Origin of the sequence: Cellulomonas chitinilytica, assembly GCF_016862675.1 — a bacterium.
GTDB lineage: Bacteria > Actinomycetota > Actinomycetes > Actinomycetales > Cellulomonadaceae > Cellulomonas > Cellulomonas chitinilytica.
In genome coordinates this window covers 313,572-335,008 of sequence record NZ_BONK01000004.1, presented here as the reverse complement: position 1 = coordinate 335,008, position 21,437 = coordinate 313,572, and the positions used below count along the sequence as shown (strand labels likewise).

General features: G+C 73.7%; 23 protein-coding genes. 11 read left to right on the top strand and 12 right to left on the bottom strand.

The window, feature by feature from the left end; translation table 11 throughout:
* The first annotated feature begins 32 nt into the window (after nucleotides 1-32).
* The 7 genes from Cch01nite_RS08075 (at nucleotide 33) to Cch01nite_RS08045 (ending at nucleotide 8,385) form a co-directional block, all read left to right on the top strand.
* Nucleotides 33-1,448 (top strand): ATP-binding protein, encoded by a 1,416-nt coding sequence (locus Cch01nite_RS08075; RefSeq protein ID WP_203750970.1) that lies wholly within the window; start codon nucleotides 33-35, stop codon nucleotides 1,446-1,448.
* Between the two features lie 84 nt (nucleotides 1,449-1,532).
* Entirely contained in the window at nucleotides 1,533-3,227 is a 1,695-nt protein-coding gene (locus tag Cch01nite_RS08070; RefSeq protein WP_203750968.1) for an alpha-amylase family protein, read from the top strand.
* A 120-nt stretch (nucleotides 3,228-3,347) separates the two neighbouring features.
* The gene (locus Cch01nite_RS08065) at nucleotides 3,348-4,295 is read left to right on the top strand and encodes an FKBP-type peptidyl-prolyl cis-trans isomerase (protein WP_203750966.1); all 948 of its coding nucleotides are present in this window, start codon (nucleotides 3,348-3,350) and stop codon (nucleotides 4,293-4,295) included.
* A 157-nt stretch (nucleotides 4,296-4,452) separates the two neighbouring features.
* Nucleotides 4,453-6,501 (top strand): elongation factor G, encoded by a 2,049-nt coding sequence (locus tag Cch01nite_RS08060; protein WP_203750963.1) that lies wholly within the window; start codon nucleotides 4,453-4,455, stop codon nucleotides 6,499-6,501.
* 30 nt (nucleotides 6,502-6,531) lie between these two features.
* Complete coding sequence (locus Cch01nite_RS08055; protein WP_203750960.1) at nucleotides 6,532-7,149, top strand: L-threonylcarbamoyladenylate synthase; 618 nt, start codon at nucleotides 6,532-6,534, stop codon at nucleotides 7,147-7,149.
* A 13-nt stretch (nucleotides 7,150-7,162) separates the two neighbouring features.
* Complete coding sequence (locus Cch01nite_RS08050) at nucleotides 7,163-7,642, top strand: TIGR00725 family protein (protein ID WP_203750957.1); 480 nt, start codon at nucleotides 7,163-7,165, stop codon at nucleotides 7,640-7,642.
* The gene (locus Cch01nite_RS08045) at nucleotides 7,639-8,385 is read left to right on the top strand and encodes a uracil-DNA glycosylase (RefSeq protein WP_203750955.1); all 747 of its coding nucleotides are present in this window, start codon (nucleotides 7,639-7,641) and stop codon (nucleotides 8,383-8,385) included. The genes Cch01nite_RS08050 and Cch01nite_RS08045 overlap by 4 nt, the downstream gene beginning before the upstream one ends.
* Before the next feature lie 3 nt (nucleotides 8,386-8,388).
* Here the strand turns inward: Cch01nite_RS08045 and Cch01nite_RS08040 are convergent, their stop codons facing one another.
* Nucleotides 8,389-9,654 carry an LCP family protein gene (locus Cch01nite_RS08040; protein WP_203750952.1) on the bottom strand — a complete coding sequence of 422 codons (1,266 nt, stop codon included), beginning with the start codon at nucleotides 9,652-9,654 and terminating at the stop codon, nucleotides 8,389-8,391.
* 161 nt (nucleotides 9,655-9,815) lie between these two features.
* Between Cch01nite_RS08040 and Cch01nite_RS08035 the strand changes: the two genes are divergently transcribed.
* Nucleotides 9,816-10,226 carry a VOC family protein gene (locus Cch01nite_RS08035; RefSeq protein ID WP_203750949.1) on the top strand — a complete coding sequence of 137 codons (411 nt, stop codon included), beginning with the start codon at nucleotides 9,816-9,818 and terminating at the stop codon, nucleotides 10,224-10,226.
* A gap of 13 nt (nucleotides 10,227-10,239) precedes the next feature.
* Here the strand turns inward: Cch01nite_RS08035 and Cch01nite_RS08030 are convergent, their stop codons facing one another.
* The 3 genes from Cch01nite_RS08030 to Cch01nite_RS08020 all read right to left on the bottom strand — a co-directional run bounded on the left by Cch01nite_RS08030 (nucleotide 10,240) and on the right by Cch01nite_RS08020 (nucleotide 13,111).
* Nucleotides 10,240-11,268: a DUF2510 domain-containing protein gene (locus Cch01nite_RS08030; RefSeq protein WP_203750946.1), complete on the bottom strand. Its 1,029-nt coding sequence runs from the start codon at nucleotides 11,266-11,268 to the stop codon at nucleotides 10,240-10,242.
* Nucleotides 11,269-11,350: 82 nt separating this feature from the next.
* Nucleotides 11,351-11,734 carry a VOC family protein gene (locus Cch01nite_RS08025; protein WP_203750943.1) on the bottom strand — a complete coding sequence of 128 codons (384 nt, stop codon included), beginning with the start codon at nucleotides 11,732-11,734 and terminating at the stop codon, nucleotides 11,351-11,353.
* A gap of 78 nt (nucleotides 11,735-11,812) precedes the next feature.
* A complete protein-coding gene (locus Cch01nite_RS08020) occupies nucleotides 11,813-13,111 on the bottom strand; it encodes an alpha/beta fold hydrolase (RefSeq protein WP_373309877.1) in 1,299 nt (432 codons plus the stop codon).
* Nucleotides 13,112-13,240: 129 nt separating this feature from the next.
* On the opposite strand from Cch01nite_RS08020, the gene Cch01nite_RS08015 reads away from it, so the two are divergent.
* Nucleotides 13,241-14,620, top strand: a complete 1,380-nt coding sequence (locus Cch01nite_RS08015) for an MDR family MFS transporter (protein ID WP_203751180.1) — start codon at nucleotides 13,241-13,243, stop codon at nucleotides 14,618-14,620.
* 57 nt (nucleotides 14,621-14,677) lie between these two features.
* On the opposite strand, the gene Cch01nite_RS08010 is transcribed toward Cch01nite_RS08015, so the two are convergent.
* Together Cch01nite_RS08010 and Cch01nite_RS08005 are read right to left on the bottom strand one after the other, a co-directional pair.
* Entirely contained in the window at nucleotides 14,678-14,869 is a 192-nt protein-coding gene (locus tag Cch01nite_RS08010) for a DUF1918 domain-containing protein (RefSeq protein ID WP_203750942.1), read from the bottom strand.
* A gap of 111 nt (nucleotides 14,870-14,980) precedes the next feature.
* Nucleotides 14,981-15,616 (bottom strand): LppU/SCO3897 family protein, encoded by a 636-nt coding sequence (locus Cch01nite_RS08005; RefSeq protein ID WP_203750939.1) that lies wholly within the window; start codon nucleotides 15,614-15,616, stop codon nucleotides 14,981-14,983.
* 152 nt (nucleotides 15,617-15,768) lie between these two features.
* On the opposite strand from Cch01nite_RS08005, the gene Cch01nite_RS08000 reads away from it, so the two are divergent.
* Nucleotides 15,769-16,209, top strand: a complete 441-nt coding sequence (locus Cch01nite_RS08000; RefSeq protein WP_203750937.1) for a nitroreductase family deazaflavin-dependent oxidoreductase — start codon at nucleotides 15,769-15,771, stop codon at nucleotides 16,207-16,209.
* Nucleotides 16,210-16,216: 7 nt separating this feature from the next.
* Here the strand turns inward: Cch01nite_RS08000 and Cch01nite_RS07995 are convergent, their stop codons facing one another.
* The 4 genes from Cch01nite_RS07995 to Cch01nite_RS07980 all read right to left on the bottom strand — a co-directional run bounded on the left by Cch01nite_RS07995 (nucleotide 16,217) and on the right by Cch01nite_RS07980 (nucleotide 19,003).
* The gene (locus Cch01nite_RS07995) at nucleotides 16,217-16,954 is read right to left on the bottom strand and encodes an MIP/aquaporin family protein (protein ID WP_203750935.1); all 738 of its coding nucleotides are present in this window, start codon (nucleotides 16,952-16,954) and stop codon (nucleotides 16,217-16,219) included.
* A 12-nt stretch (nucleotides 16,955-16,966) separates the two neighbouring features.
* On the bottom strand, nucleotides 16,967-17,389 hold the full coding sequence (locus Cch01nite_RS07990; RefSeq protein WP_203750925.1) for a DUF2809 domain-containing protein: 423 nt from the start codon (nucleotides 17,387-17,389) through the stop codon (nucleotides 16,967-16,969).
* Nucleotides 17,386-17,916 (bottom strand): MerR family transcriptional regulator, encoded by a 531-nt coding sequence (locus tag Cch01nite_RS07985; RefSeq protein ID WP_203750922.1) that lies wholly within the window; start codon nucleotides 17,914-17,916, stop codon nucleotides 17,386-17,388. The genes Cch01nite_RS07990 and Cch01nite_RS07985 overlap by 4 nt, the downstream gene beginning before the upstream one ends.
* 67 nt (nucleotides 17,917-17,983) lie before the next feature.
* Nucleotides 17,984-19,003, bottom strand: coding sequence for an aldo/keto reductase (locus Cch01nite_RS07980; RefSeq protein WP_203750914.1), 1,020 nt, complete (start codon nucleotides 19,001-19,003; stop codon nucleotides 17,984-17,986).
* 197 nt (nucleotides 19,004-19,200) lie between these two features.
* Between Cch01nite_RS07980 and Cch01nite_RS07975 the strand changes: the two genes are divergently transcribed.
* Nucleotides 19,201-19,926 (top strand): HNH endonuclease family protein, encoded by a 726-nt coding sequence (locus tag Cch01nite_RS07975; RefSeq protein WP_239070057.1) that lies wholly within the window; start codon nucleotides 19,201-19,203, stop codon nucleotides 19,924-19,926.
* Nucleotides 19,927-19,943: 17 nt separating this feature from the next.
* On the opposite strand, the gene Cch01nite_RS07970 is transcribed toward Cch01nite_RS07975, so the two are convergent.
* Entirely contained in the window at nucleotides 19,944-20,666 is a 723-nt protein-coding gene (locus Cch01nite_RS07970) for a M50 family metallopeptidase (protein WP_203750911.1), read from the bottom strand.
* A 49-nt stretch (nucleotides 20,667-20,715) separates the two neighbouring features.
* Complete coding sequence (locus Cch01nite_RS07965) at nucleotides 20,716-21,432, bottom strand: LmeA family phospholipid-binding protein (protein ID WP_239070055.1); 717 nt, start codon at nucleotides 21,430-21,432, stop codon at nucleotides 20,716-20,718.
* Nucleotides 21,433-21,437: the final 5 nt, after the last annotated feature.

Below are 21,437 nucleotides of genomic sequence, written 5' to 3'. Positions count from 1 at the left end.
TAGTATTGTTACCAATAGTCATCGGAGCTGAAGTGTTTGTCGGTCGACAGCGGGAGCTGGGCCAGCTGAGCGCGCAGCTCGACGTCGTGCGCGCCGGCCGACGAGCCGACCGCGGCGTCGCCGTCATGCTGCGGGGTCGCCGACGGATCGGGAAGTCCCGCCTCGTGGGCGAGTTCACACGACATTGCGGTGCGCCGGTCGTCTACTTCCAGGCCGCCCGCCAGGCTCCGCTCGCCGACGAGCTCGCCACGCTCGCGGACTCCGTCGCGACGTCAGACCTTCCCGACGCGACGGTCGCCGCCGACGCCGCACCACGCACCCTCACAGCGGCGCTCACGCTGCTCGCCGCAGCACTGCCCGACGACGAGCCGTCAGTGGTCGTCATCGACGAGCTGCCGTGGCTGCTCGAGCAGGTGGACGGCGGTGCGGGCGAGCTGCAGCGCGTGTGGGACACCCGCCTGTCGAAGAAGCCCGTCCTGCTCCTTCTCCTCGGGTCGGACCTCGCGATGATGGAGCACCTGACAGGCCCTGAGCAGCCGTTCCACGGACGCGCGACCGAGATGGTCATCGACCCGCTCACGCCGGCTGACGTGGCGCGCATGTGCGCCGCCGACCCGTTCGACGCCTTCGACGCTTACCTCGTCACCGGGGGGCTTCCGCTGGTCGCGCAGGAGTGGGAGGCCGGGTGGTCTGTGCGCGACTTCCTCGACCACTCCTTCGGGACATCCACCAGCGCCCTCGTCGTCTCCGGCGGTCGCGTGCTCGACTCCGAGTTCCCGGAGACCAGCCTCGCTCGCCGGGTCCTGGCGTCGATCGGCGGCCGGGGCGAGCGCACCTTCAGTGCCATCCAGTCCGACGGCGGGAGCGACGTCCTCCACCCCGGCACCCTCACCGCCACGCTGCGGATGCTTCGGGACAAACGGGTGGTGGCAGCCGACGAGCCGCTCTCCGCACGGTCGGCCCCGAAGAACGTCCGCTACCGGATCGCCGACCCGGCGCTGCGCTTCTGGCTCGCCTTCGTCGAACCCGCACTCGCCGAGGTCGACCGTGGCCGGCCCGACCTCGCGCTGGCGCGAGTGGACCGCGGGTTCGCTGCGTGGCGAGGCAGGGCCGTCGAACCCGTCGTCCGCGACGCCCTCTCCCGCCTGCTGCCCGATGCCACCTGGCCTCATGTCGACCAGGTCGGTGGATGGTGGCCGCGTACGAACATCCCGGAGATCGACCTCGTCGGCACGACGTGGAACCGCGACGTCCAGCTCGTCGGCACGATCAAGTGGCGCCAGAACCCGCTGAAGGCCGACGACGTGGCCGCACTCAGCACGGACGCGACGTCGGTACCCGGTGTGGGCGCCGGCACGCCCCTCGTCGGGGTGTGCCCAGGTGGCGCGGACACCGAGGGCTTCGCGACGGTGTGGGGCGCCGCCGACCTCCTCGACGCCTGGGGCTGACGTCCGATGCCCGGGTCTCGCCGGGCGAACGGCGGCGCGAACCGGTAGACACGAGGCTCCCGCCCCGGCCACGAGGAGCGCCCCGTGAGGATCACCGACACCGGCGACCTGTGGTGGAAGAACGCCGTCATCTACTGCCTGGACGTCGAGACGTACATGGACTGGGACGACGACGGCGTCGGCGACCTGCCGGGCCTGATCCAGCGGCTCGACCACCTGGCCGACCTCGGCGTCACGTGCCTGTGGCTCATGCCGTTCTACCCGACGGGCGACGTGGACGACGGCTACGACATCGTCGACTTCTCCGCCGTCGACCCGCGCCTGGGCACCCCGGGCGACCTCGTCGAGCTGATCCGGACGGCCCGCGACCGCGGCATCCGGGTCATCGCGGACCTCGTCGTCAACCACACCTCGGAGAACCACCCGTGGTTCAAGGAGGCCCGCAAGAGCACGGACAACCGGTACCGCGACTTCTACGTGTGGCGGTCGGACAAGCCGCCGTCGACGAAGAACGAGGCCGTCTTCCCCGACAAGGAGGAGGGCATCTGGACGAAGGACGACCGCACCGGTGAGTGGTACCGGCACCACTTCTACCGCCAGCAACCCGACCTCAACACGGCGAACCCGCAGGTCAGGGACGCGATCGCGAAGAACATCGGCTACTGGGCGGAGCTCGGCCTGTCGGGGTTCCGGGTCGACGCGGTGCCGTTCTTCCTCGCGGACACGGCGAACACCCCGTACGACGACGTCGCCCACCCGCACGACTACCTGAAGTCGTTGCGGGCCTTCCTCACCCGTCGGGCCGGCGACGCGATCCTCATGGGCGAGGTGAACCTCCCGTACGAGCAGCAGGCGCTGTTCTTCGGCGACGGTGACGGCGACGGGACGTCGGACGGCGACGAGCTCAACCTGCAGTTCGACTTCATCGGCATGCAGAACCTGTACCTCGCGATGGCCCGGCAGGACGCGACGCCCCTCGCCGACGCCCTGACCGCGCGGCCCGTCATCCCGCGCGACGCGCAGTGGGCGACGTTCGTGCGCAACCACGACGAGCTCACGCTCGACAAGCTCTCGGACGACGAGCGCGCCGAGGTGTTCGCCGCCTTCGGCCCCGACCCCGACATGCAGCTCTACGGCCGCGGTCTGCGCCGCCGGCTCCCGACGATGCTCGGCGGCGACCCCCGCCGCATCCGGATGGTCTACTCGCTCCTGTTCTCCCTGCCCGGCACGCCGGTCCTGTACTACGGCGAGGAGATCGGCATGGGCGAGAACCTGTCCGCCGAGGACCGGCTGGCGGTCCGCACGCCGATGCAGTGGTCGTCGGGTGCGAACGGCGGCTGGTCGCGGGCGCCCCGGCGCCGCCTGGTCCGGCAGCTCACCGAGGGCGGGTACGGCCCGGAGCACGTCAACGTCGCCGACCAGCGCCGCGACCCGGAGTCGCTGCTCAACTTCGTGCAGCTCCTCGTCCGCCGCTACCGCGAGAGCCCCGAGCTGGGCTGGGCCCGCGAGGCCGACGTCCTGGACCAGCCGCACCGCTGCGTCCTCGCGCACCGCAGCACGTGGGGCGACGGCTCGACGATCACGCTGCACAACCTGTCCGACCAGCCCGTCATGGTCCCGCTGCGCCTCGACGACTGCGACGACACCGTCGCGCTCGTGGACCTGCTGCGCGACGGGTCGTGCACGGTGGCGAAGGACGGCCGGGCGGACATCGAGCTCGGTGGCTACGGCTACCACTGGCTGCGGGTGGTCCGTGAGGACGACCGCCGCCTGCTCTGAGAGCCGAATCGTTTCGCCGGGAACCCCTCATGAACCGCTCAGCACATCCCCAGGAAACTCGCGTACCGTGCGTGGGTCCGCCGCCTCCCCGGGCGGGACCCGAACAGACGGAGGACCTTCGTGCGCCGCACGACCACCGCCCGCGGCCTCGCGGCCGCCACGCTCGCCCTCGCCCTGTCCTTCTCGCTCGCCGCGTGCACGGGTGACTCCAGCGACAGCCCGTCCGCCTCCCCGTCGGCCTCCGGCGGCGCCGACGCGGCCGCCGACAAGGCCGCGCTCGCCAAGGTCAAGCTCGAGGGTGAGCCCGGCAAGGAGCCGACGATCACGCTGCCGAGCAAGCCGTTCAACGTGACGAGCTTCGTCGCGCGGATGGTCGAGGACGGCGACGGCGCCGCGATCGAGGACGGCCAGAACCTCGCGGTCGACATGCTCGTCGTCGACGGCAAGGACGGCTCCACGCAGGGGTCCACCTACGCCGACGGCAAGCCGCAGACCCTCACGGCCGGCGCCACCACGATCACGGAGCTCGACGACGTGATCAAGGGGTCGCACGTCGGCGCCCGGATCCTGCTCGCGCTCGCGGCGCAGGACACCACGCAGGTGTACTCGCTCGAGATCGTCGACGCGAAGACCATCCCCGCCCGGGCCGAGGGCGAGGCCGTCCCGCCGGTCGCCGGCCTGCCCGCCGTCACGCTCGACGACACGGGTGCGCCGTCGATCACGCCGGTCGCCGGGGACGCCCCTGCGGACCTGATCATCCAGCCGCTCATCAAGGGCGCGGGCCCGGCTGTCGAGGCGGGTCAGACCGTCACGGTGAAGTACACGGGCTGGCTGTGGGACGGCACGAAGTTCGACTCGTCGTGGGACAGCAACTCGACCTTCCCGGTCGAGAACGTCGGCCAGGCGCAGGTCATCTCCGGCTGGAACAAGGGCCTCGTCGGGCAGACCGTCGGCAGCCAGGTGCTCCTCGTCGTCCCGCCGTCCGAGGGCTACGGCGACCAGGACAAGGGCACGATCCCGCCGAACTCGACGCTCGTGTTCGTCGTCGACATCCTCGACGCCGCGTAGTCGGCACCGCTCCCCCGGAGGCCCGGGGTCGTCGTCCCACGCAGGGACGCCGGCCCCGGGCCTTCGTGCGTCTCCCGACCTGCCGTCCCCCCGGAGTGCTGGCTACTGTGAGCCAAGGTCCCTTCAGTGGGAGCAGCGAGCGACGAAGCGAGCGAGCATGGACCAGGCGACGACCCGCACCGTGGCCCTGGTCGGCGCCGCGGGCGCGGGCAAGACGACCCTCGTCGAGGCCCTCCTGCACCGGGCCGGGGCGATCTCCCGGCCGGGTCGCGTGGAGGAGGGCTCGACGGTCAGCGACCACGAGCCGGAGGAGATCGCGCGCGGCATCTCCCTGTCCCTCGGCGTCGCCCCCTTTCCGTGGACGGCACCGGACGGGCTGACGTACGACGTCACGCTGCTCGACGCCCCCGGGTCGGCCGACTTCGCGGGTGCGCTGGACGCGGCGGTCGCGGCGGCGGACTTCGCGCTCGTCGTGGTGAGCGCGGTGGACGGCGTGCAGGCGGGCACCCTGAGCGCGTGGCGGCAGGTCGCCGACGCGGGGCTGCCGCGCATGGTGGTCGTGACGAAGGAGGACCGGGCGCGGGCGGACTTCCGGCACGTGCTCGACGACCTGCGCACCGCGTTCGGCGACGGGCTGGTGCCGTTGGAGCTGCCGCTCGGCGAGGAGCAGGCGTTCACCGGGGTCGCGGACGTGCTCAGCGAGGAGGGTCTCGCGTACGACCCCGACGGGCACCACCACACGGAGGCGCTGCCCGCGGGACTGGCCGACGAGGAGCACCGGCTGCACGACGAGGTGACCGAGGAGATCGTCGCGCACGACGACGAGCAGCTCGAGCGGTACCTGTCGGGCGAGGTGCCGACCACCGCGGAGCTCGAGACGACGCTGGCGCACGAGGTCCGCGACGGCGAGGCGTTCCCCGTGCTCGTCGTCTCCGGTGTCACGGGGGTCGGCGTGGACCGGCTCGCCGACCTCCTGTGCGAGCTCGGCCCGTCGGCCGACGACCGCCCGAAGAGCGTCCGCGCCGGGAAGACCGACGTCGTCGTCGCCCCCGACCCGAAGGGCCCGGTGCTGGTGCACGCGTTCCGGACGCTCGCGGACCCGTTCGTCGGGCAGGTCACGCTGCTGCGGGTGCTGTCCGGGACGGTCCGGCCGGGCGACAAGCTCGTCAACACGACGACGAAGACGGAGGAGCGGATCCCCGGGCTGTTCCGCCTGCGCGGCAAGGAGCACCTGCCCGTCGACTCGGTGCCCGCGGGTCACGTGGCAGCCGTCGCGAAGCTCACCGGCACGCCGTCGGGCAGCCTGCTCGCCGACCGGACCGGCCCCGGCGCCTCGATGACGGCGGTGCCGCCGCGCGACCGGCCCGCGGTGTACGCGCTCGCGCTCGAACCGGTCACGCAGTCCGACGACGACCGCCTGTCCGCCGCCCTGACCCGCCTCACGGCGGAGGACCCGACGCTGAGCATCGACCGCTCGACGGACCGCACGGTGCTGCGCGGCCTCGGCGACACCCACCTCGCGGTCGCGCTCGAACGGCTCGCGCGCGTGTTCGGCGTGCACGTGACCACGTCGCCCGTCCCCGTCGGGTACCGGGAGACGATCCGCAAGCAGGTCGAGGCCGAGGGCAAGGTGAAGAAGCAGTCCGGCGGGCACGGGCAGTACGCCGTGGTGCAGCTGCGGGTGTCGCCGCTGCCGCACGGGTCGGGCTTCGAGTTCGTCGACAAGGTCGTCGGCGGCGCGATCCCGCGCGGGTACCTGCCGGCGGTCCAGCGGGGCGTCACGGAGGCGATGGCGTCGGGCGGCCCGCACGGCTACCCCGTCGTCGACCTGCGCGTCGAGGTGTACGACGGCAAGTCCCACTCCGTCGACTCCTCGGACATGGCGTTCCGCACGGCCGCCGCCACGGGGGTGCGCGAGGCGCTGCAGGCGGCCGGCACGCTCGTGCTCGAACCGATCAGCCACGTCGAGGTCGTCGTCCCCAGCAGCGCCCAGGGCGACGTGATGAGCGACCTGTCCGCGCGCCGCGGCCGGATCAGCGCCACCACGTCGCTCGACGACGGCAGCGTCCGCATCGAGGCGACGGTCCCCGAGGCGGAGCTCTCCCGGTACGTGCTCGACCTGCGCTCGATCACCGGCGGCCGCGCCGAGCTGACCATGGTCCCCGACCACTACGAGATCTGCCCGGACCACCTCGTCCCCGCGTGACGGCCGCGCCGTCGGCCTAGGCTCTGGCGCATGGCGCGCTACTTCGACGTGCATCCCCAGAACCCGCAGCCCCGCTCGATCTCGCAGGTCGTGGACGTGCTGCGGTCCGACGGGGTCATCGCGTACCCCACCGACTCCTGCTACGCCCTCGGCTCGACGATCGACAACCACGACGGCGCCGAGCGCATCCGACGCATCCGGCACCTCGACGACCGGCACCACTTCACGCTCGTCTGCTCCGACTTCGCCCAGCTCGGCCAGCTCGTGCAGCTCAGCAACAGCGCGTTCCGGGCGATCAAGGCCGCGACCCCCGGGCCGTACACGTTCATCCTCCCCGCGACGCCCGAGGTCCCCCGCCGGCTGGCGCACCCGAAGAAGCGGTCCGTCGGCGTGCGGATCCCCGACCACCCCGTCGTCGCCGCGCTGCTGCGCGAGCTCGGCGAGCCGCTCCTGTCGAGCACCCTGCTGATGCCGGGCCAGGAGGACCCGATGACGGAGGGCTGGCAGATCAAGGAGGAGCTCGACCTCCAGCTCGACGCCGTGCTCGACGCGGGCGACTGCGGTCGCGAGCCGACGACGGTCGTCGACTGGACCGAGGGTGCGCCCGAGGTCGTCCGGGTGGGCGCCGGGGACCCGGACCGGTTCTGAGAGGTCCGGTGCCGTGGCCTACGTCGGGGTCGTCGGACCGGGTTCCGCGCGCGCCCGTGACGAGCAGGACGCCCGGGAGCTCGGCCGTGGGCTCGCCGGCCGCGGGCACGTGGTGCTGTGCGGCGGGCTCGGCGGCGTCATGGACGCGGTCGCGGCGGGGGTCCGGGACGGCGACGGGGTCGTCGTCGGGCTGCTGCCCGGGAACGACCGGGCCGACGGGTCGCCGCACCTCACGGTGGCCCTGCCGACGGGGATGGGCGAGATGCGCAACGCGCTGCTCGTGCGCTCGAGCGACGTGGTGCTGAGCGTCGGCGGCTCGTGGGGCACGCTGTCCGAGGTCGCGCTGGCGCTGCGCACGGGTGTCCCGGTGGTGGCGCTGGACGGCTGGCGGGTGCTCGCCGCCGACGGGTCCGAACCCGGTCCGACGCCCGTCCGGGCGGGCTCCGTGGCCGAGGCGCTGGCCGCGGTCGACGAGATCGTCGGCGGGACGTGACAGGACCCACGAGCGCGGGCGACGTCGCCCGCGCCGCCGCGGACGCACCCGACCTGGCGGCGCTCGACGCCGTCGTCCCGACCTGCCGCGCGTGCCCGCGGCTCGTCGAGTGGCGCGAGACCGTCGCCGTCACCAAGCGCGCCGCGTTCCGCGACGACACGTACTGGGCCCGGCCGGTCCCGGGCTTCGGCGACCCGGCGGCCCGGGTGCTCGTCGTCGGCCTCGCACCCGCCGCGCACGGTGCGAACCGCACCGGCCGGATGTTCACCGGCGACCGCTCGGGCGACTTCCTGTTCGCCGCGATGCACCGCACCGGGTTCGCGTCGCAGCCCACGTCCGTACGGGACGGCGACGGCCTCGTCCTCACCGACGTCCGCATCACCGCCCCCGTGCGGTGCGCACCGCCCGCGAACGCCCCCACCCCGCAGGAGCGCCGCACGTGCGGGCCGTTCCTCGGACGGGAGGTCGAGCTCGTCGCGCCGCGCGTCGTCCTCGTGCTCGGCGGGTTCGGCTGGCAGGCGGTGCTCGCCACGCTCGACGAGCAGGGCTGGGACGTCCCCCGGCCGCGCCCTCGCTTCGGGCACGGCGCCGAGGTCCGGCTGCACCGGGGCGACGCGAGCGTGGTGCTGCTCGGCTGCTTCCACGTGAGCCAGCAGAACACCTTCACCGGCCGGCTGACCCCGGCGATGCTCGACGCGGTGCTGCTGCGCGCCCATGACCTCGCGGGAGCGTCGGCGGGCTGACCGTCAGGCGGCGCAGGTCGCCGTGACGTCGTCCGCGGAGAACGGCTCCCGCCCGGCCTTCTTGGTCTCCACCGGGGCGGGTACCACGGGCGGCGCGGTCGTCTCCGCCGTGGTCGGCGCCTCGGGCGCCGTCCCCGGGGCTGTGACGGGGGTGTCCGGCACCACGGGGGCCTCCGTGGCCACCGCGGGCAGGTCCTGCACCAGGTTCGACCAGACCGTGGCGGCGTCGTTCGTCCACACCACTCGGTTGCCGTCCGCCGGGTCCGGGGCGTTCGGGATCGTCATGAACGTGATGCCGCCCGCACCGAGGCCGCGGGCGCTGTACGCGAGCCCGAGCATGACCTGCGGCGTGAGGTCGCTGTCGGCGGTGAGTGAGCCCGTCGCCGCCGAGAGGAAGGACAGCAGCTGCGGCACGTCGGTGACGATGTTCTTCGACAGCACCGTCGACATCACGGCCGAGAGCAGCCGCTGCTGGTTCCCGATCCGGGTGAGGTCGGAGCCGTCGGTGCCCTTGATGTGCCGCGCGCGGGCGAACTGCAGCGCCGTGACGCCGTCCAGGTGCGTGATCCCCGCGGTCGGGATCTCGAGGCCGGTGTACCTGTCCGACATCGGTGCCGGGATGCAGAGGTCGACGCCGCCGACCGCGTCGATCATCTGCTGGAAGCCGGCCATGTCGACGATCACCACGTGGTTGAACGTGAGGCCGGTGTTCTCCTGCACCGTGCTGACGGTGCACGCCGCCGCGGTCCGCATGTCACCGCCGAGCTGCCACCCGATGGCGAAGGCACCGTTGAACTGCGAGCTCGCCCGCGCCTTCGACGTCTTGCCGTCCGCCGACAGGCACGACGGGATGCGCACCATGGAGTCGCGGGGGATCGACACCAGCTCGACGCGGGTCCGGTCCGCGGAGATGTGCGCGACGATCGTCGTGTCCGACGCCATGGTCTTGTCGGCCCCGCCGATGGCCGCGTTCGCGCCGTCGCGCTGGTCGGAGCCGATGAGCAGGATGTTCACGGGCGTGCCCGCGTTCGGGTCGTCGGGGTCCGGTGCCTTGGTCTCGGCCGGTGCCGACGCCGCGACGAGCCCGTCCATGTCGAAGTGGTCCATGTTCGACGTCATCTTCAGCGCGACCGCCGCCACCCCGCTCGCGCCGAAGACGACCGTGCCGAGGAGGACGAGGGCGAAGCCGCGGGCGACGCCGTGGGTCCGGACGGACCGGGAGTGGCGTGGCCGCAGGTCACGGGGCAGACGCCGGTGGCGGACGGGCATCGCGCCACGCTATCGACGACGGCTCCTGCGCGTGGGCGGTCCGGAGATCCGGTTGTGAAAGGTCTGTGCACACGCTGTGCTGTGGTCGGCTCGGCGGCCCGTCCGTGCGGCTGTGGGCGGCCGTGGCTAGCGTCGGGACGTCAGCCGAAGGAGGGATCGCCATGAAGGTCGCGTTCGTCGCCGGGTTCGGCCCGGTCACCCGGGACGGTGCCGCCGCCCGCGCGTTCTGGTCCGACGGGCTCGGGATCGAGCTCGAGGAGCCCGCGCCGGGCTACCTCACGAACGACACCCTCGACGGCGTCAAGGCGTTCGCGCTGTGGCCGCTCGCGCAGGCCGCCGAGTCCACGTTCGGCACCCCGCAGTGGCCGGCCGACGTCCCCGAGCCGCAGGCGTGGCTCGAGCTCGACCTCGGCTCGGTCGACGAGATCGCGCCCGCCGTCGCCGAGCTGCGCGCCCAGGGTCACCGGGTGCTCAAGGACCCCACCGAGGAGCCCTGGGGCCAGACGACGGCCCGCCTGCTCAGCCCCGAGGGACTGCTCGTCGGCGTCACGTACACGCCCTGGATGCACTGACGCGCGACGTCCGTCAGGTCGGGGAGCCGCCGGTCGACGTCGGGACGAGACACAGGTAGGTGCCGTCGTCCAGGTCCAGCAGGGTCTCCGTCAGGAGCTGGCACGCCGCCGGGTCAGGGGTGGCGAGCCGGGCCGTGAAGTCGTGCACGCCCGAGCACCGCACCTCGACGACCTCGCTGACGTCGGCCCGCGACGCGGCCTCCGACACGGTCCGCCAGCACGACCCCGCGACCGGCCCCGGCAGCCCACGGAACGGACCGACGCCGAGGCCTGACGTGGAGTGGAGCAGGCCACTGACGCCGACGACGACCGCGACGAGCGTCCCGAGGGCCGCCACCACCATCCCCGGCCCGCTGGGCGCCGGTGCCCCGGCGGCTCTCGCGGACCGGAACGAGAGGCCCGCGCGGACGAGGAGCACCGTCCCGGTCACGAGACCGCCCGTCCACACGACCCCGCCGTGGGATCCGCCCGCCAGGAGACCCGTGACCCCGCCGAGCGTCAGGACCCCGAGACCGGCCCAGAACTGGCCGATCGACCACGACCGGTGGTGCCCGGCGTCGCCGAGCCCTCCGATCCCGGCGGGGCTGCCGAAGCCGACGGGGGTGCCGAACCCGCTGGTGCTGCCGAAGCCGACGGGGGTGCCGAACCCGACCGGGGCGCCGGGCGCGGCAGCACCAGGTGACACGCCCCCGCCGGGGCGCCCGACCGGCGCACCGGGACCGCCATAAGTACGGATGGTGCTCTCGACGGGGGTGTGCTGCGCGCCGGCCCACGCGGGCACGGCGGCGTCGTGCGTGACCGGGGGCAGGTCGAGAGAAGGGTCGAGCGTCCCGGGCGACCACCCCTGCGACGCCGCCGCGACCGGCCCCGTGGGCTGCGGTGCGACCTGACCTACGTGCCGGGCCGGGGCCGCCGGCGTGGCGACCGGCCCGTCGACCGGCCGGACGTGCTCGGTCCAGGTGGAGCCGTCGTACCACCGCCGGACGCCCGGCGTCGTGCCGTCGTCGTACCACCCGGCGGGCACGCCCGTCTCACCGTCCACACCGATCCGTCGGCACGCCGAGGGCCGATCTTGACCTTGCCGCGCAGGTCAGGGCTCCGGTCCCGTCCTGCGGACGCACCGTTCAGCCCGCCGACCCCCGCCAGGCCGGGAGCTGCTGGATCGTCCACTCGTTGCCGTCGGGGTCCTTGAACCCCGTGAACCGCCCCCACGCGAGGTCCTGCACCGGCGACGCCTCGACGCCCCGCTCGATCAGGAACTCCCGCGCGGCGTCGGCGTCGTCGACCACGACCTGCAGCCCCTTGAGCGACCCGGGGACCGTGTCGATGAGTCCCGTGCCGATGGCGATCGAGCACGCCGACCCGGGGGCGGTGAGCTGGACGAACCGCAGGTCGTCGCTGACCGTCTGGTCGTGGTCGACGTGGAACCCGACCTGGTCGGCGTAGAACGTCTTGGCCCGGTCCACGTCGCTGACCGGGACGAACACGAGCTCCAGCCTGAACTCCATGACGATGCCTCCGTGTGCGCGGCAAGTGGTCGGTCCATCGTCGCCCCGACCACCGACATCGGGGCGGCCTCGCCCTGCCTACCGCCCGGTCACCGACCACGTCCCGGCGGCGAGGTCGAGCAGGCGCGGCAGGATGACGTCCCCGGACGCCCGCAGCCCGTCGTGCAGGAACTCGTTCGTGATCCACACCTGGGTGTTGCCGACGGCGTCGGCGGTCGCGAGGGCCAGGTCGAGGTCCACGTACGGGTCGTCGTAGTACTGCACGGCCGCGACGGGCACCTCGTTGGCCGCGAGCCGGTCGGTGTCATACAGGTCCGGCCACCAGCGGCGCTCGGCGAGCCGGTGCGCGGCGTCCCGGAACGGCCGCAGGGCGGCGTGCTGCTCGTACATCCACGGGAACATCGCCTCCCCCGTGAGCAGCAGCGGACGCGCGGACGACGCGAACCACTCCCACCGTTCGAGCTCCGCCTGCGCGGCCCAGCCGCCGGACCGCTCGCCCTGGTGGTAGATGACCTCCTGCAGCACCGCGTACAGGGGGTTGGTGTCGAACGACGTCTGGTGCGCGACGTTCGCGAGGAATCCGGGCGCGGGCTCCCCGTGGTCGTCGAGCGCGGTGTCGAGCAGCCAGTGCACCTCGTCGATCCCGGTGCTCATGCCGAGCCCCATGCCGAGCGTCTGGAGCCGCTCGGGCGTGAACGGGTCACCGTTGGGCAGCACGACGCCGCCGCCGGCGAGCCGGTCCGCGAGCGCGCCGAGCGCGACGACGTCGCCGGGGTGCCGGCGGGCGAGCTCGTTGTTCCGGGCGGCCTGACGACGGAACGTGTGCCGGTAGACGGCCTCGGCGTCGGCCGTGATCCCCGGGAGGCCGCCGGTGACGTAGCAGGCCGTGAGGGCCTCGGGGTGACGGGACAGGTAGGTGAGCGTGAGGAAGCCGCCGTAGGACTGGCCGAGCGTCGCCCACGTCCGGCCGCCGTACAGGGTGGCGCGGACGTGCTCGGCGTCGGAGACGATCGCGTCGCCGCGGAAGCACGCGAGGTAGTCGGCAGCGGTGGCGGCGTCGTCGAACCGGGCGATGCTGCGACCGTCGACCCGGGACGAGCGGCCGGTCCCCCGCTGGTCGAGCAGCACGAGCCGGTGCTTCTCGAGCGCCTTCGCGACCCACCCGCCGCCGAGCGGTCGCGGACCCTGGCCGCCGGGGCCACCCTGCAGGAAGAGCAGCAGCGGCAGGTCCTCGGACGCCCGCAGCGGGTCGACGAGCTCCCGGACGAACACGTCGATCGACCCGAACCGCGCCGGGTCCGTCCAGTCCACCGGCACCGGCACCCGGTGCTCCCGCACGACGAACCCGGTCATCCGATATTCGCGCTGCTGGTCCACGCCGGTCAGCCTACGGTCGGCGGGAATACCTGCACGGTGCATCGACCTGGAGGTGGAGTGAGCACCGCCCCTGTGACGCGCGCGAGCGTCGGCTTCCGGTCCGACCGCGGCCCGATCCTCGTCGCCATCATGACGACCACCGGCCTCGTCGCCATCGACGCGACGATCCTCGCGACGGCGGTGCCGACGATCGTCCGGGACCTCGGCGGGTTCACGTCCTTCCCGTGGCTGTTCTCGATCTACCTGCTCACGCAGGCCGTGTCCGTCCCGATCTACTCCAAGCTCGCGGACACCGTCGGCCGCAAGCCCGTGATCCTCGTGGGCATCGGGCTGTTCCTCGTCGGGTCGGTGCTCTGCGGGGTCGCGTGGAGCATGCCGGCGCTCATCGCGTTCCGGGCGGTGCAGGGGCTCGGCGCCGGTGCGGTGCAGCCGATGGCGGTGACGATCGCGGGGGACATCTACACGGTCGCCGAGCGGGCCAAGGCCCAGGGGTACATCGCGAGCGTGTGGGGGGTGTCGTCCGTCGTCGGGCCGACGCTCGGCGGGGTGTTCTCCGAGTACCTGTCGTGGCGGTGGATCTTCTTCGTGAACATCCCGCTGTGCGTCGCGGCGGCGTCGCTGCTCGTCCGGTACCTGCACGAGACCGTGGAACGCACCCGGCACCGCATCGACTGGACGGGCGGCGCCCTGCTCACCGCCGGGCTCAGCCTGCTCATCCTGGGGCTCCTCGAGGGCGGGAACGCGTGGGCGTGGGCGTCGGCGCCGTCGATCGTGTCCCTGTCCGTCGCCGCGGTGCTGCTGGTCGGGTTCGTGCTCGTCGAGCGGCGGGCCACCGAGCCGGTGCTGCCGCTGTGGGTGTTCTCCCGGCCGCTGCTGCGGTCCACCGCCCTCGTCGGGGTCGGCGTCGGGGCCGTCCTGCTCGGCCTCACGTCGTACGTGCCGAGCTACCTCGAGGCGCTGCTGCACGTCACGCCCCTGGTCTCCGGGCTGACGCTCGCGACCCTCACGATCGGCTGGCCGATCAGCGCGTCCCAGTCGGGCCGCCTGTACCTGCGGCTCGGGTTCCGGACGACCGCGCTCATCGGCACGTCGGTCGTGGTGGTGGGAGCCACGACGCTGGCGCTCACGTCCGCCCGGCCGACGCTGTGGGTCGTGGGGCTGTGCTGCTTCCTGATCGGGGTCGGCCTCGGGCTCGTCGCCACGCCCAGCCTCATCGCGGCGCAGGCGAGCGTCGGGTGGAGCGAGCGCGGCGTCGTCACCGGCGCCAACCTGTTCGCCCGGTCGATGGGCAGCGCCGTCGGCGTCGCGGCGCTCGGCGCGCTCGTCAACGGGCACATGGACGGGCTCGACGCCACGCAGGCGCCCGACCTGTTCCAGCAGGCGGTGACGGCGGCGTTCGTCGCGGTGGCCGTCGTGGCGGTCGGCACCCTCCTCGCCGCCGCGTCCATGCCACGGAACGGCCCGCCGGCGGCGGCCCACGCGCGCCCGGACTCACCGCCCGACGTCTGACCGACGACCGGTGCGGCGGGTGAGGCTCGCCCTCGAGCTCCTGTGGTGGCTCGCGCGTCAGGACGCCGCGGGATGCTCCACGTGGACGTCCGGCCCCGGGAACACGAGGGCCTCGTGCCCGTCGTCGAAGCGGACCAGGTACGGCGGTGCGCCGTCCTGCCCGCGCGCCTCGACGACCGTCCCCGACCGGGTCACCGTCCCGACCGTCCGGCCGTGCATGACGACCTTGTCACCGACCTCAGCGTGCATCGTCGCTCACCCCCGCCGTCCAGGGTAGGCGGGTGGCCTCGGGGCCGCACACGGGCGGCAGGACGCACGGACGGGCCCGTCGCACGTGCGCGACGGGCCCGTCCGGCGCGGTCAGTCCTGGACGAGGCAGAGGACGCTGTCGCCGTCGTCGCTCTCGAGGTAGGTGGCCGACTCCTCCGGGCACTGCTCGGGGTCGACCTGCTCGGCGGCGACCTTGAACTGGTGCTCGTCGTCGCACGACACCGGCAGGGCGTTGTCCTCGTCGTCGACCGCCCAGCACGAGCCGACACCCTGCGCGACGGTCTCCGCCCCGATCAGCGCGCTCACGGCGGTGATGCCGGTGCCGAGGCACGCGACGACCCCGACGACCGCGGCGACCTTGCCGAGCACGCCCAGGGCGGGCGCACCCTCCTTGCGCGACGACCGGTACGCGGCGAACGCGCGGAACAGCAGCACCGCGCCGAAGATCATGCCGCCGTACCAGATGACCCCGCCGCTGGCGCCCGACGCGATGTACGTGGAGATCGCGCCGCCGAGGAACAGCAGCACGCCGAACCAGAACGCCCCGACGGCCTGCTTGTGGTGCCGGGTGCCCTCGGCGACCTCACCGGCGACCGGCGCGTCGTCGTCGACCCACAGCTGCCAGCCGGGGGGCGGCTCGGGGAGCGACGGGTCGGGCGTCCACGACGGGTCCGTGGGCCAGCCCTCGGCGGGGGTCGGCCAGTTCGGGGGCGGGTTCAGCTTCATGCGCGGGGGTCCTCGGGGCGGGTCGGCGAGCGGGTCGCTGGAGGTTAGCGGGCGGCGCGGGCCTGTGTCCGGCCTTTGAGCCGCCTGTGGACGACAGGTTCGTGCGCCGCGTCGACGGGAATGCCGGTCGCCCGCGACCGGTTGCCACCGACATGCCTCTGACCGGTGAGTACGCCCCCAGCACCTCCGACTGGGCCCGCACGCAGGCCGAGACCTACGAGCGCACGGGCGGCCGCGAGGCCGCGACCTTGCAGGGCAAGCCCGTGATCGTGCTGACGACCGTCGGCGCGCGCAGCGGCAAGCTCCACAAGACCGCCCTCATGCGCGTCGAGCACGACGGGAGCTACGCCGTGGTCGCGTCGAAGGGCGGCGCCCCGCAGCACCCCGCGTGGTACCACAACCTCGTCGCGCACCCCCACGTCGAGCTGCAGGACGGGGCCGTCAAGAAGGACTACCTGGCGCGCGAGCTCGCGGGTGAGGAGCGGGCGACCTGGTGGGACCGGGCGCTCGTCACGTGGCCCGCGTACGCCGGCTACCAGACGAAGACGGACCGGCTGATCCCCGTGTTCGTGCTGGAGCCGATCGCGGACTGACCGAGGGTCAGCCGAGCAGCAGCTTCCAGCCGCCCACCCCGATGAGCCCACCGAGGATCGGGGCGACGACCGGCACCCACGAGTAGCGCCAATCCGACGGGCCCTTGTGCCGCAGCGGCAGCAGCGCGTGCATGATGCGCGGGCCCAGGTCGCGCGCCGGGTTGAGCGCCGGACCGGTCGGCCCGCCCAGACCCGCGACCAGCCCCCACACCAGGAACCCGATCACGACGTGCGCGACCCCGGGCTCGTTCGCGGTGAGCGGCGAGTGCACGATGCCGAGCGCGCACGAGAACAGCACGACGGACCCGAGCAGCTCGTTGAGGAACCCGTTGGACCGGGAGTGCGCGGCGTTGATCGTCGAGAACGTCGCGAGGATGTCGTCCGGGTTCGTCGTCTTGTCGTAGTACGGCTTGTGCGTGACGACGATCGCGAGCTGGCCGGCCATCGCCCCGAGCATCTGCGCGGCGATGTACGGCGCGACCTCCGACCACGGGAACAGCCCCCACGCCGCGAGGCCCAGGGTGAACGCCGGGTTGATCTGGTTGCCGCTGATCCCCCCGAACATCACCGCCGGGATCATCACGCCGAACCCGTACCCCATGGCGATGAGCGACCAGCCGCCGCCGTACCCCTTGGACCCCTTGAGGTGGACGTTGGCGACGGTGCCGTTCCCGAGGATGAGCAGGATCGCCGTGCCGATGAACTCGCAGGCCAGCCGCACGGCGAGCGAGTACGAGGGGTCCATGGGGACAGACTGTCAGTCGGCGGCCCGCCGGGCCACGCCGGGCCGCGGCGAGTCCGCTCGGACCACGTGCCGGGTGGCGGCCCGGTCGACGAGGGCCGCCACGGTCGCCGCGGCGGCGTAGACGACGAGGTCGACGGCGTTGAACGTCGTGCCGAGCGCGTACCGCAGCACGGGCACGTGCCCGACGAGCACCGCAGGGACGCCCGTGAGCTGCAGCAGCTCGACCGCCGTGCAGAACGCCGTCGCCACCCCGGCCGCCACCCAGGGCGACACCCGCGGGGCGACGAGCAGGACCAGCAGGTACACGAGCGCCGCGTACAGCGCGTCCCCGGCGGGGTCGGCCCACGGCCCGTCACCGAGCCGCGCGACGGCGACGCCCGCGACGACGACGAGCGCCGCGACACCGGCGAGGACGGCACGGGACCGGGGGTTCACGCCCCCGACGGTAGGCGCCGGCGGGTGCCGGCCCCCGCCTCGACATGTGCAGGTCCTGCGCAGGTGCCCGCCCGCCCACCGGGCGCGGCGCGGCGTGCCGGCCGGGAGGACGGGACCTTCGTCAGACCGCCGCCCTCCACGCCGCACGCCAGCGCCTGGGTCTCGTACACCGCGATCTTCAGCTCGATCGCGTCCAGGTGCGTCGCCACCTCGGCCAGCTGCGCGCGCACCCGGTCGCGGTGCGCGCGCAGCAGCGCGAGGCGGTCCGCCTCGTTCCCGTCGCCCGCCCGCACCAGGTCGGCGTACGCGCGGACCTCGCGGATCGGCATGCCCGTGGCCCGCAGCCGCGTCACCAGGCGGATCCAGCCGAGGTCCTGCTCGGTGTACCGGCGGTGGCCCGACGGCGCCCGGTCCACGGCCAGCATCAGCCCGTCGCGCTCGTAGTAGCGCAGCGTGTGGGTCGTGACGCCGGTGACCTCCGCCGCCTCGGCGATGGTCAGGGCGGTGTCGGCGGTCGCGACGCTCATGGCTCGATGATCACTCTTCGAGTGCACTCGAAGTCAACGGGCGTCTCGGCGCGCGGAACCGGCGGCGTCAGGACTGCACGGCACTCATGTCGGCGTACCGGGCACCCGCCGCGGCACCCGCCGGGACGGCGTCCGTGAGGGCCGCGAGGTCGTCGGCCGTGAGCGTCACCGCCGCGGCCCCGACGTTCTCCTCCAGGCGGCCGACGCGGCGCGTCCCGGGGATCGGCACCACGTCGTCGCCCTGCGCCAGGACCCACGCCAGCGCGAGCTGCGCCGGGCTGACCCCGAGCTCGGCCGCGAGCGACCGGACCCGGTCGACGAGGCGCAGGTTCGCCTCGAACGCCTCCCCCTGGAACCGCGGGTTGCTGCGCCGGAAGTCGTCCGCCGCGAGGGCGTCGGTCGACGTGATCGCACCGGTCAGGACGCCGCGGCCGAGCGGGGAGTAGGGCACCAGGCCGATGCCGAGCTCGCGCAGCGTCGGCAGGATCGTCGCCTCGACGTCCCGCGTGAACAGCGAGTACTCGGTCTGCAGCGCCGTCACCGGGTGCACCGCGTGGGCGCGGCGGATCGTCTCGGCCGACGCCTCCGACATGCCGTAGCCACGGATCTTGCCCGCGGTCACGAGCTCCGCGAGCGCCCCGACGGTCTCCTCGACCGGCACCTTCGGGTCGACCCGGTGCTGGTAGTAGAGGTCGATGGTGTCGACGCCGAGCCGCTGCAGGCTGCCGTCCACCGACGACCGGACGTTGTCGGGGGTGCCGTCGAGGCGGCGCCCCGCCGGGTCGTCCGGGTCGCGGACGATGCCGAACTTGGTCGCCAGGACCACCTCGTCGCGCCGTCCCCGCAGGCCCTTGCCGACGAGCCGCTCGTTGGTGTGCGGGCCGTACATCTCGGCCGTGTCGAAGAACGTGACGCCGAGGTCGAGCGCGCGGTGCAGGGTCGCGATCGACTCCTGCTCGTCGGGGGTGCCCTCGTCGGAGCTGGCGCCGTAGAAGGCGGACATGCCCATGCAGCCGAGGCCGAGGGCGGAGACGTCGAGTGCCGTGCCGTGCGCGGCGGTGCCGAGGGTGCGGGTGGGGAGGGTCATGGGTTCGAGCCTCGTCGTTCGAGTGCGCTCGAAGTCAAGCGGTGCCGGCCAGGCTGCTCGCTCCCGGTCGAGGTGACCACAGCCCGCGCCTGCCGTCCGGCGTCCCCTGGCCCGTCCCCCGGCGGCGCGCGTGCCGCGACGCCCGAGCGAGGATCCCGGGTACCGGTGGGCGGCGGGCGGCGGGCGCGGGAGGGTGCGTGGCAAGGCAGGGGGAGGACGAAGGACCGGGCAGCCCGGCGGCACGCCGCGCCGCGGCGGGTTGGGCGGTGCTGCTCGCCGGCTGCCTGGCGGTCGGGCTCGGTGCACCCGTGTGGTCCCGCGCGCGGGCGTCGGCCCGGTACCCCGTGAGCGCCCCGGACGTCGCCGACGGCAGGGCCGCCCTCGCGTCGCTCGCCGTCCGGGCCCCCGCGTCCGACGCAGGCTACGACCGGGCACGGTTCGGCACCGCCTGGGCCGACGTCGACCGCAACGGGTGCGACACCCGCAACGACGTGCTCCGCCGCGACCTCACCCGGGTGGTGCTCGAGGCCGGGACGCACGACTGCGTCGTCCTGCACGGCACGCTCACCGACCCCTACACCGGCGCGACCGTGCCGTTCGCCCGCGGACCCGGCTCCGCGGACGTGCAGATCGACCACGTCGTCGCGCTCGACGCCGCCTGGCGGACCGGTGCACAGCGGTGGAGCTCGACCCGGCGGGAGGCCTTCGCCAACGACCCGGCGAACCTGCTCGCCGTCGACGGGCCCGCCAACCAGGACAAGGGCGCCGCCGACGCCGCCGGCTGGCTCCCTCCCGACCCCGGGTACCGGTGCGTGTACGCGCTGCGGCAGGTCCGGGTGAAAGCCGCCTACGGCCTGTGGGTCACGCCCGCCGAACGGGACGCCCTCGGCCGGGCCGTCGACGGGTGCGTGGTCGTGCGATGAGCCGCGGTGCGACGGCCTCAGCCGACCTGCAGCCCCACCAGCCACACCGTGCCGACCGCGAGCGCCGCGAGGCACAGCACCAGGAGCACGCCGACCCACAGCAGCGCCGGCAGGTGGGTGAGCCGGGCGAGCAGACCCGCGTCGGACGTGTCCGCGGCACCCCGGCGACGGCGGCGCTGCGCCTGCATCTCCAGCACCGCACGCGGCGCCCCCAGCAGCAAGAACCACGTCACCGCGTACGCGAACGTCGACTGGACCGCGGACGACCCCCACACCGTCACGACCACCACCACGGCAGCGCTCACCAGCACCGACCACAGGCCGTACCAGTTGCGGATCTGCACCAGCACGAGCGCGACCACCACGAGCAGCGACCACAGCAGCGCCACGGCGAAGCCGTGCGACAGCAGCCACGCCGCCCCCACGCCCAGCACGGCCGGCCCGAGGTACCCCGCGGCCGCCGTCGCGACCATGCCCGGCCCGCGCGGCTTGCCGACGGACACCGTCAGCCCCGACGTGTCCGAGTGCACCCGGATCCCCGACAGCCGCCGCCCGACGAGCACCGCGACACCCGCGTGGGACGCCTCGTGCACGATCGTCAGCGCGTGCCGGGTGACGTGCCACAGCGGCGGGACCGCCAGGCACACGAGCACCCCCGCGGCGGTGAGCAGCACGACCGTCGTCGACGGCACCGGCTGCGCGGTCGTCACGTCGTGCCAGGCGTCGGTCAACCAGTCCACGGGCGTTCCTTCGTCGGTCGGCACCCGCCGCGTGACGGGTGGGAGGACCCTACCGACTCGTGCTGGTCCCCGAGGGGCTCTGCTCCAGCGGCACCGTCACGTCGGTGCCCGTCGCGGTGATCCGCACACCGTCCGTCACCACGGTCGCGTCGCTGAGCACCAGACCCTCCGGGAGGCCGCTCACCGGGACCTCCAGGTCGGTCAGGCGGGTGCGGATGCTCGCCGGGAGGTCGTCCACCGTGATCGTCAGGCCCGCGAGCTGGAGCCCGCCCACGTCGACGAGCAGCCGCCCGTCCTCGACCCGCGGCGTCAGCGTCGCCGACAAGGTCAGCCCGAGCACCTGACCCGACGCCTTCAGGGCGCCGCCCTCGACGGCCACCTGCACGTCGAGGTCCGTGCGGTCCGCGACGACCTTCTCGATCGACGCCGTCGGCAGCGTCGCCGCGATCGAGCCCGTCCCCACCGTGTACGGCTCGCTCGTCGACACGTCCCGCGCCTCGACCTCGACGTCCGTCGCGTCGATCCCGTCGAGGGTCATGCCGTCGACCGTGCCGGTGACCTCCTTGAGCGACCCCCTCAGCAGCTGCGTGAGGAACGGGAACCCGTCGATCGTCACGTCGGGCGTCCCCTCGACGTCGAGGTTCTGCTCGATCGCCTCGACCGCCCGGTTCTCCGCCTCGGCGGCCGCGACCCGGTCGGCGACCACCACCCCGGCGCCGAGCACGACCACGACGACCAGCCCGATGATCGGGCCACGGGCGCTCACGGTCG

Bases quoted from the DNA above. Each gene is read 5' to 3' on its own strand.
- Cch01nite_RS08000 (WP_203750937.1), top strand. From the start codon at position 15,769: ATGCCTCTGACCGGTGAGTACGCCCCCAGCACCTCCGACTGGGCCCGC.
- Cch01nite_RS07995 (WP_203750935.1), bottom strand. From the start codon at position 16,954: ATGGACCCCTCGTACTCGCTCGCCGTGCGGCTGGCCTGCGAGTTCATC.
- Cch01nite_RS08040 (WP_203750952.1), bottom strand. From the start codon at position 9,654: ATGCCCGTCCGCCACCGGCGTCTGCCCCGTGACCTGCGGCCACGCCAC.
- Cch01nite_RS08060 (WP_203750963.1), top strand. From the start codon at position 4,453: ATGGACCAGGCGACGACCCGCACCGTGGCCCTGGTCGGCGCCGCGGGC.
- Cch01nite_RS08025 (WP_203750943.1), bottom strand. From the start codon at position 11,734: ATGGAGTTCAGGCTGGAGCTCGTGTTCGTCCCGGTCAGCGACGTGGAC.
- Cch01nite_RS08015 (WP_203751180.1), top strand. From the start codon at position 13,241: ATGACGACCACCGGCCTCGTCGCCATCGACGCGACGATCCTCGCGACG.
- Cch01nite_RS08005 (WP_203750939.1), bottom strand. From the start codon at position 15,616: ATGAAGCTGAACCCGCCCCCGAACTGGCCGACCCCCGCCGAGGGCTGG.
- Cch01nite_RS07980 (WP_203750914.1), bottom strand. From the start codon at position 19,003: ATGACCCTCCCCACCCGCACCCTCGGCACCGCCGCGCACGGCACGGCA.
- Cch01nite_RS07985 (WP_203750922.1), bottom strand. From the start codon at position 17,916: ATGAGCGTCGCGACCGCCGACACCGCCCTGACCATCGCCGAGGCGGCG.
- Cch01nite_RS08055 (WP_203750960.1), top strand. From the start codon at position 6,532: ATGGCGCGCTACTTCGACGTGCATCCCCAGAACCCGCAGCCCCGCTCG.
- Cch01nite_RS08010 (WP_203750942.1), bottom strand. From the start codon at position 14,869: ATGCACGCTGAGGTCGGTGACAAGGTCGTCATGCACGGCCGGACGGTC.
- Cch01nite_RS08035 (WP_203750949.1), top strand. From the start codon at position 9,816: ATGAAGGTCGCGTTCGTCGCCGGGTTCGGCCCGGTCACCCGGGACGGT.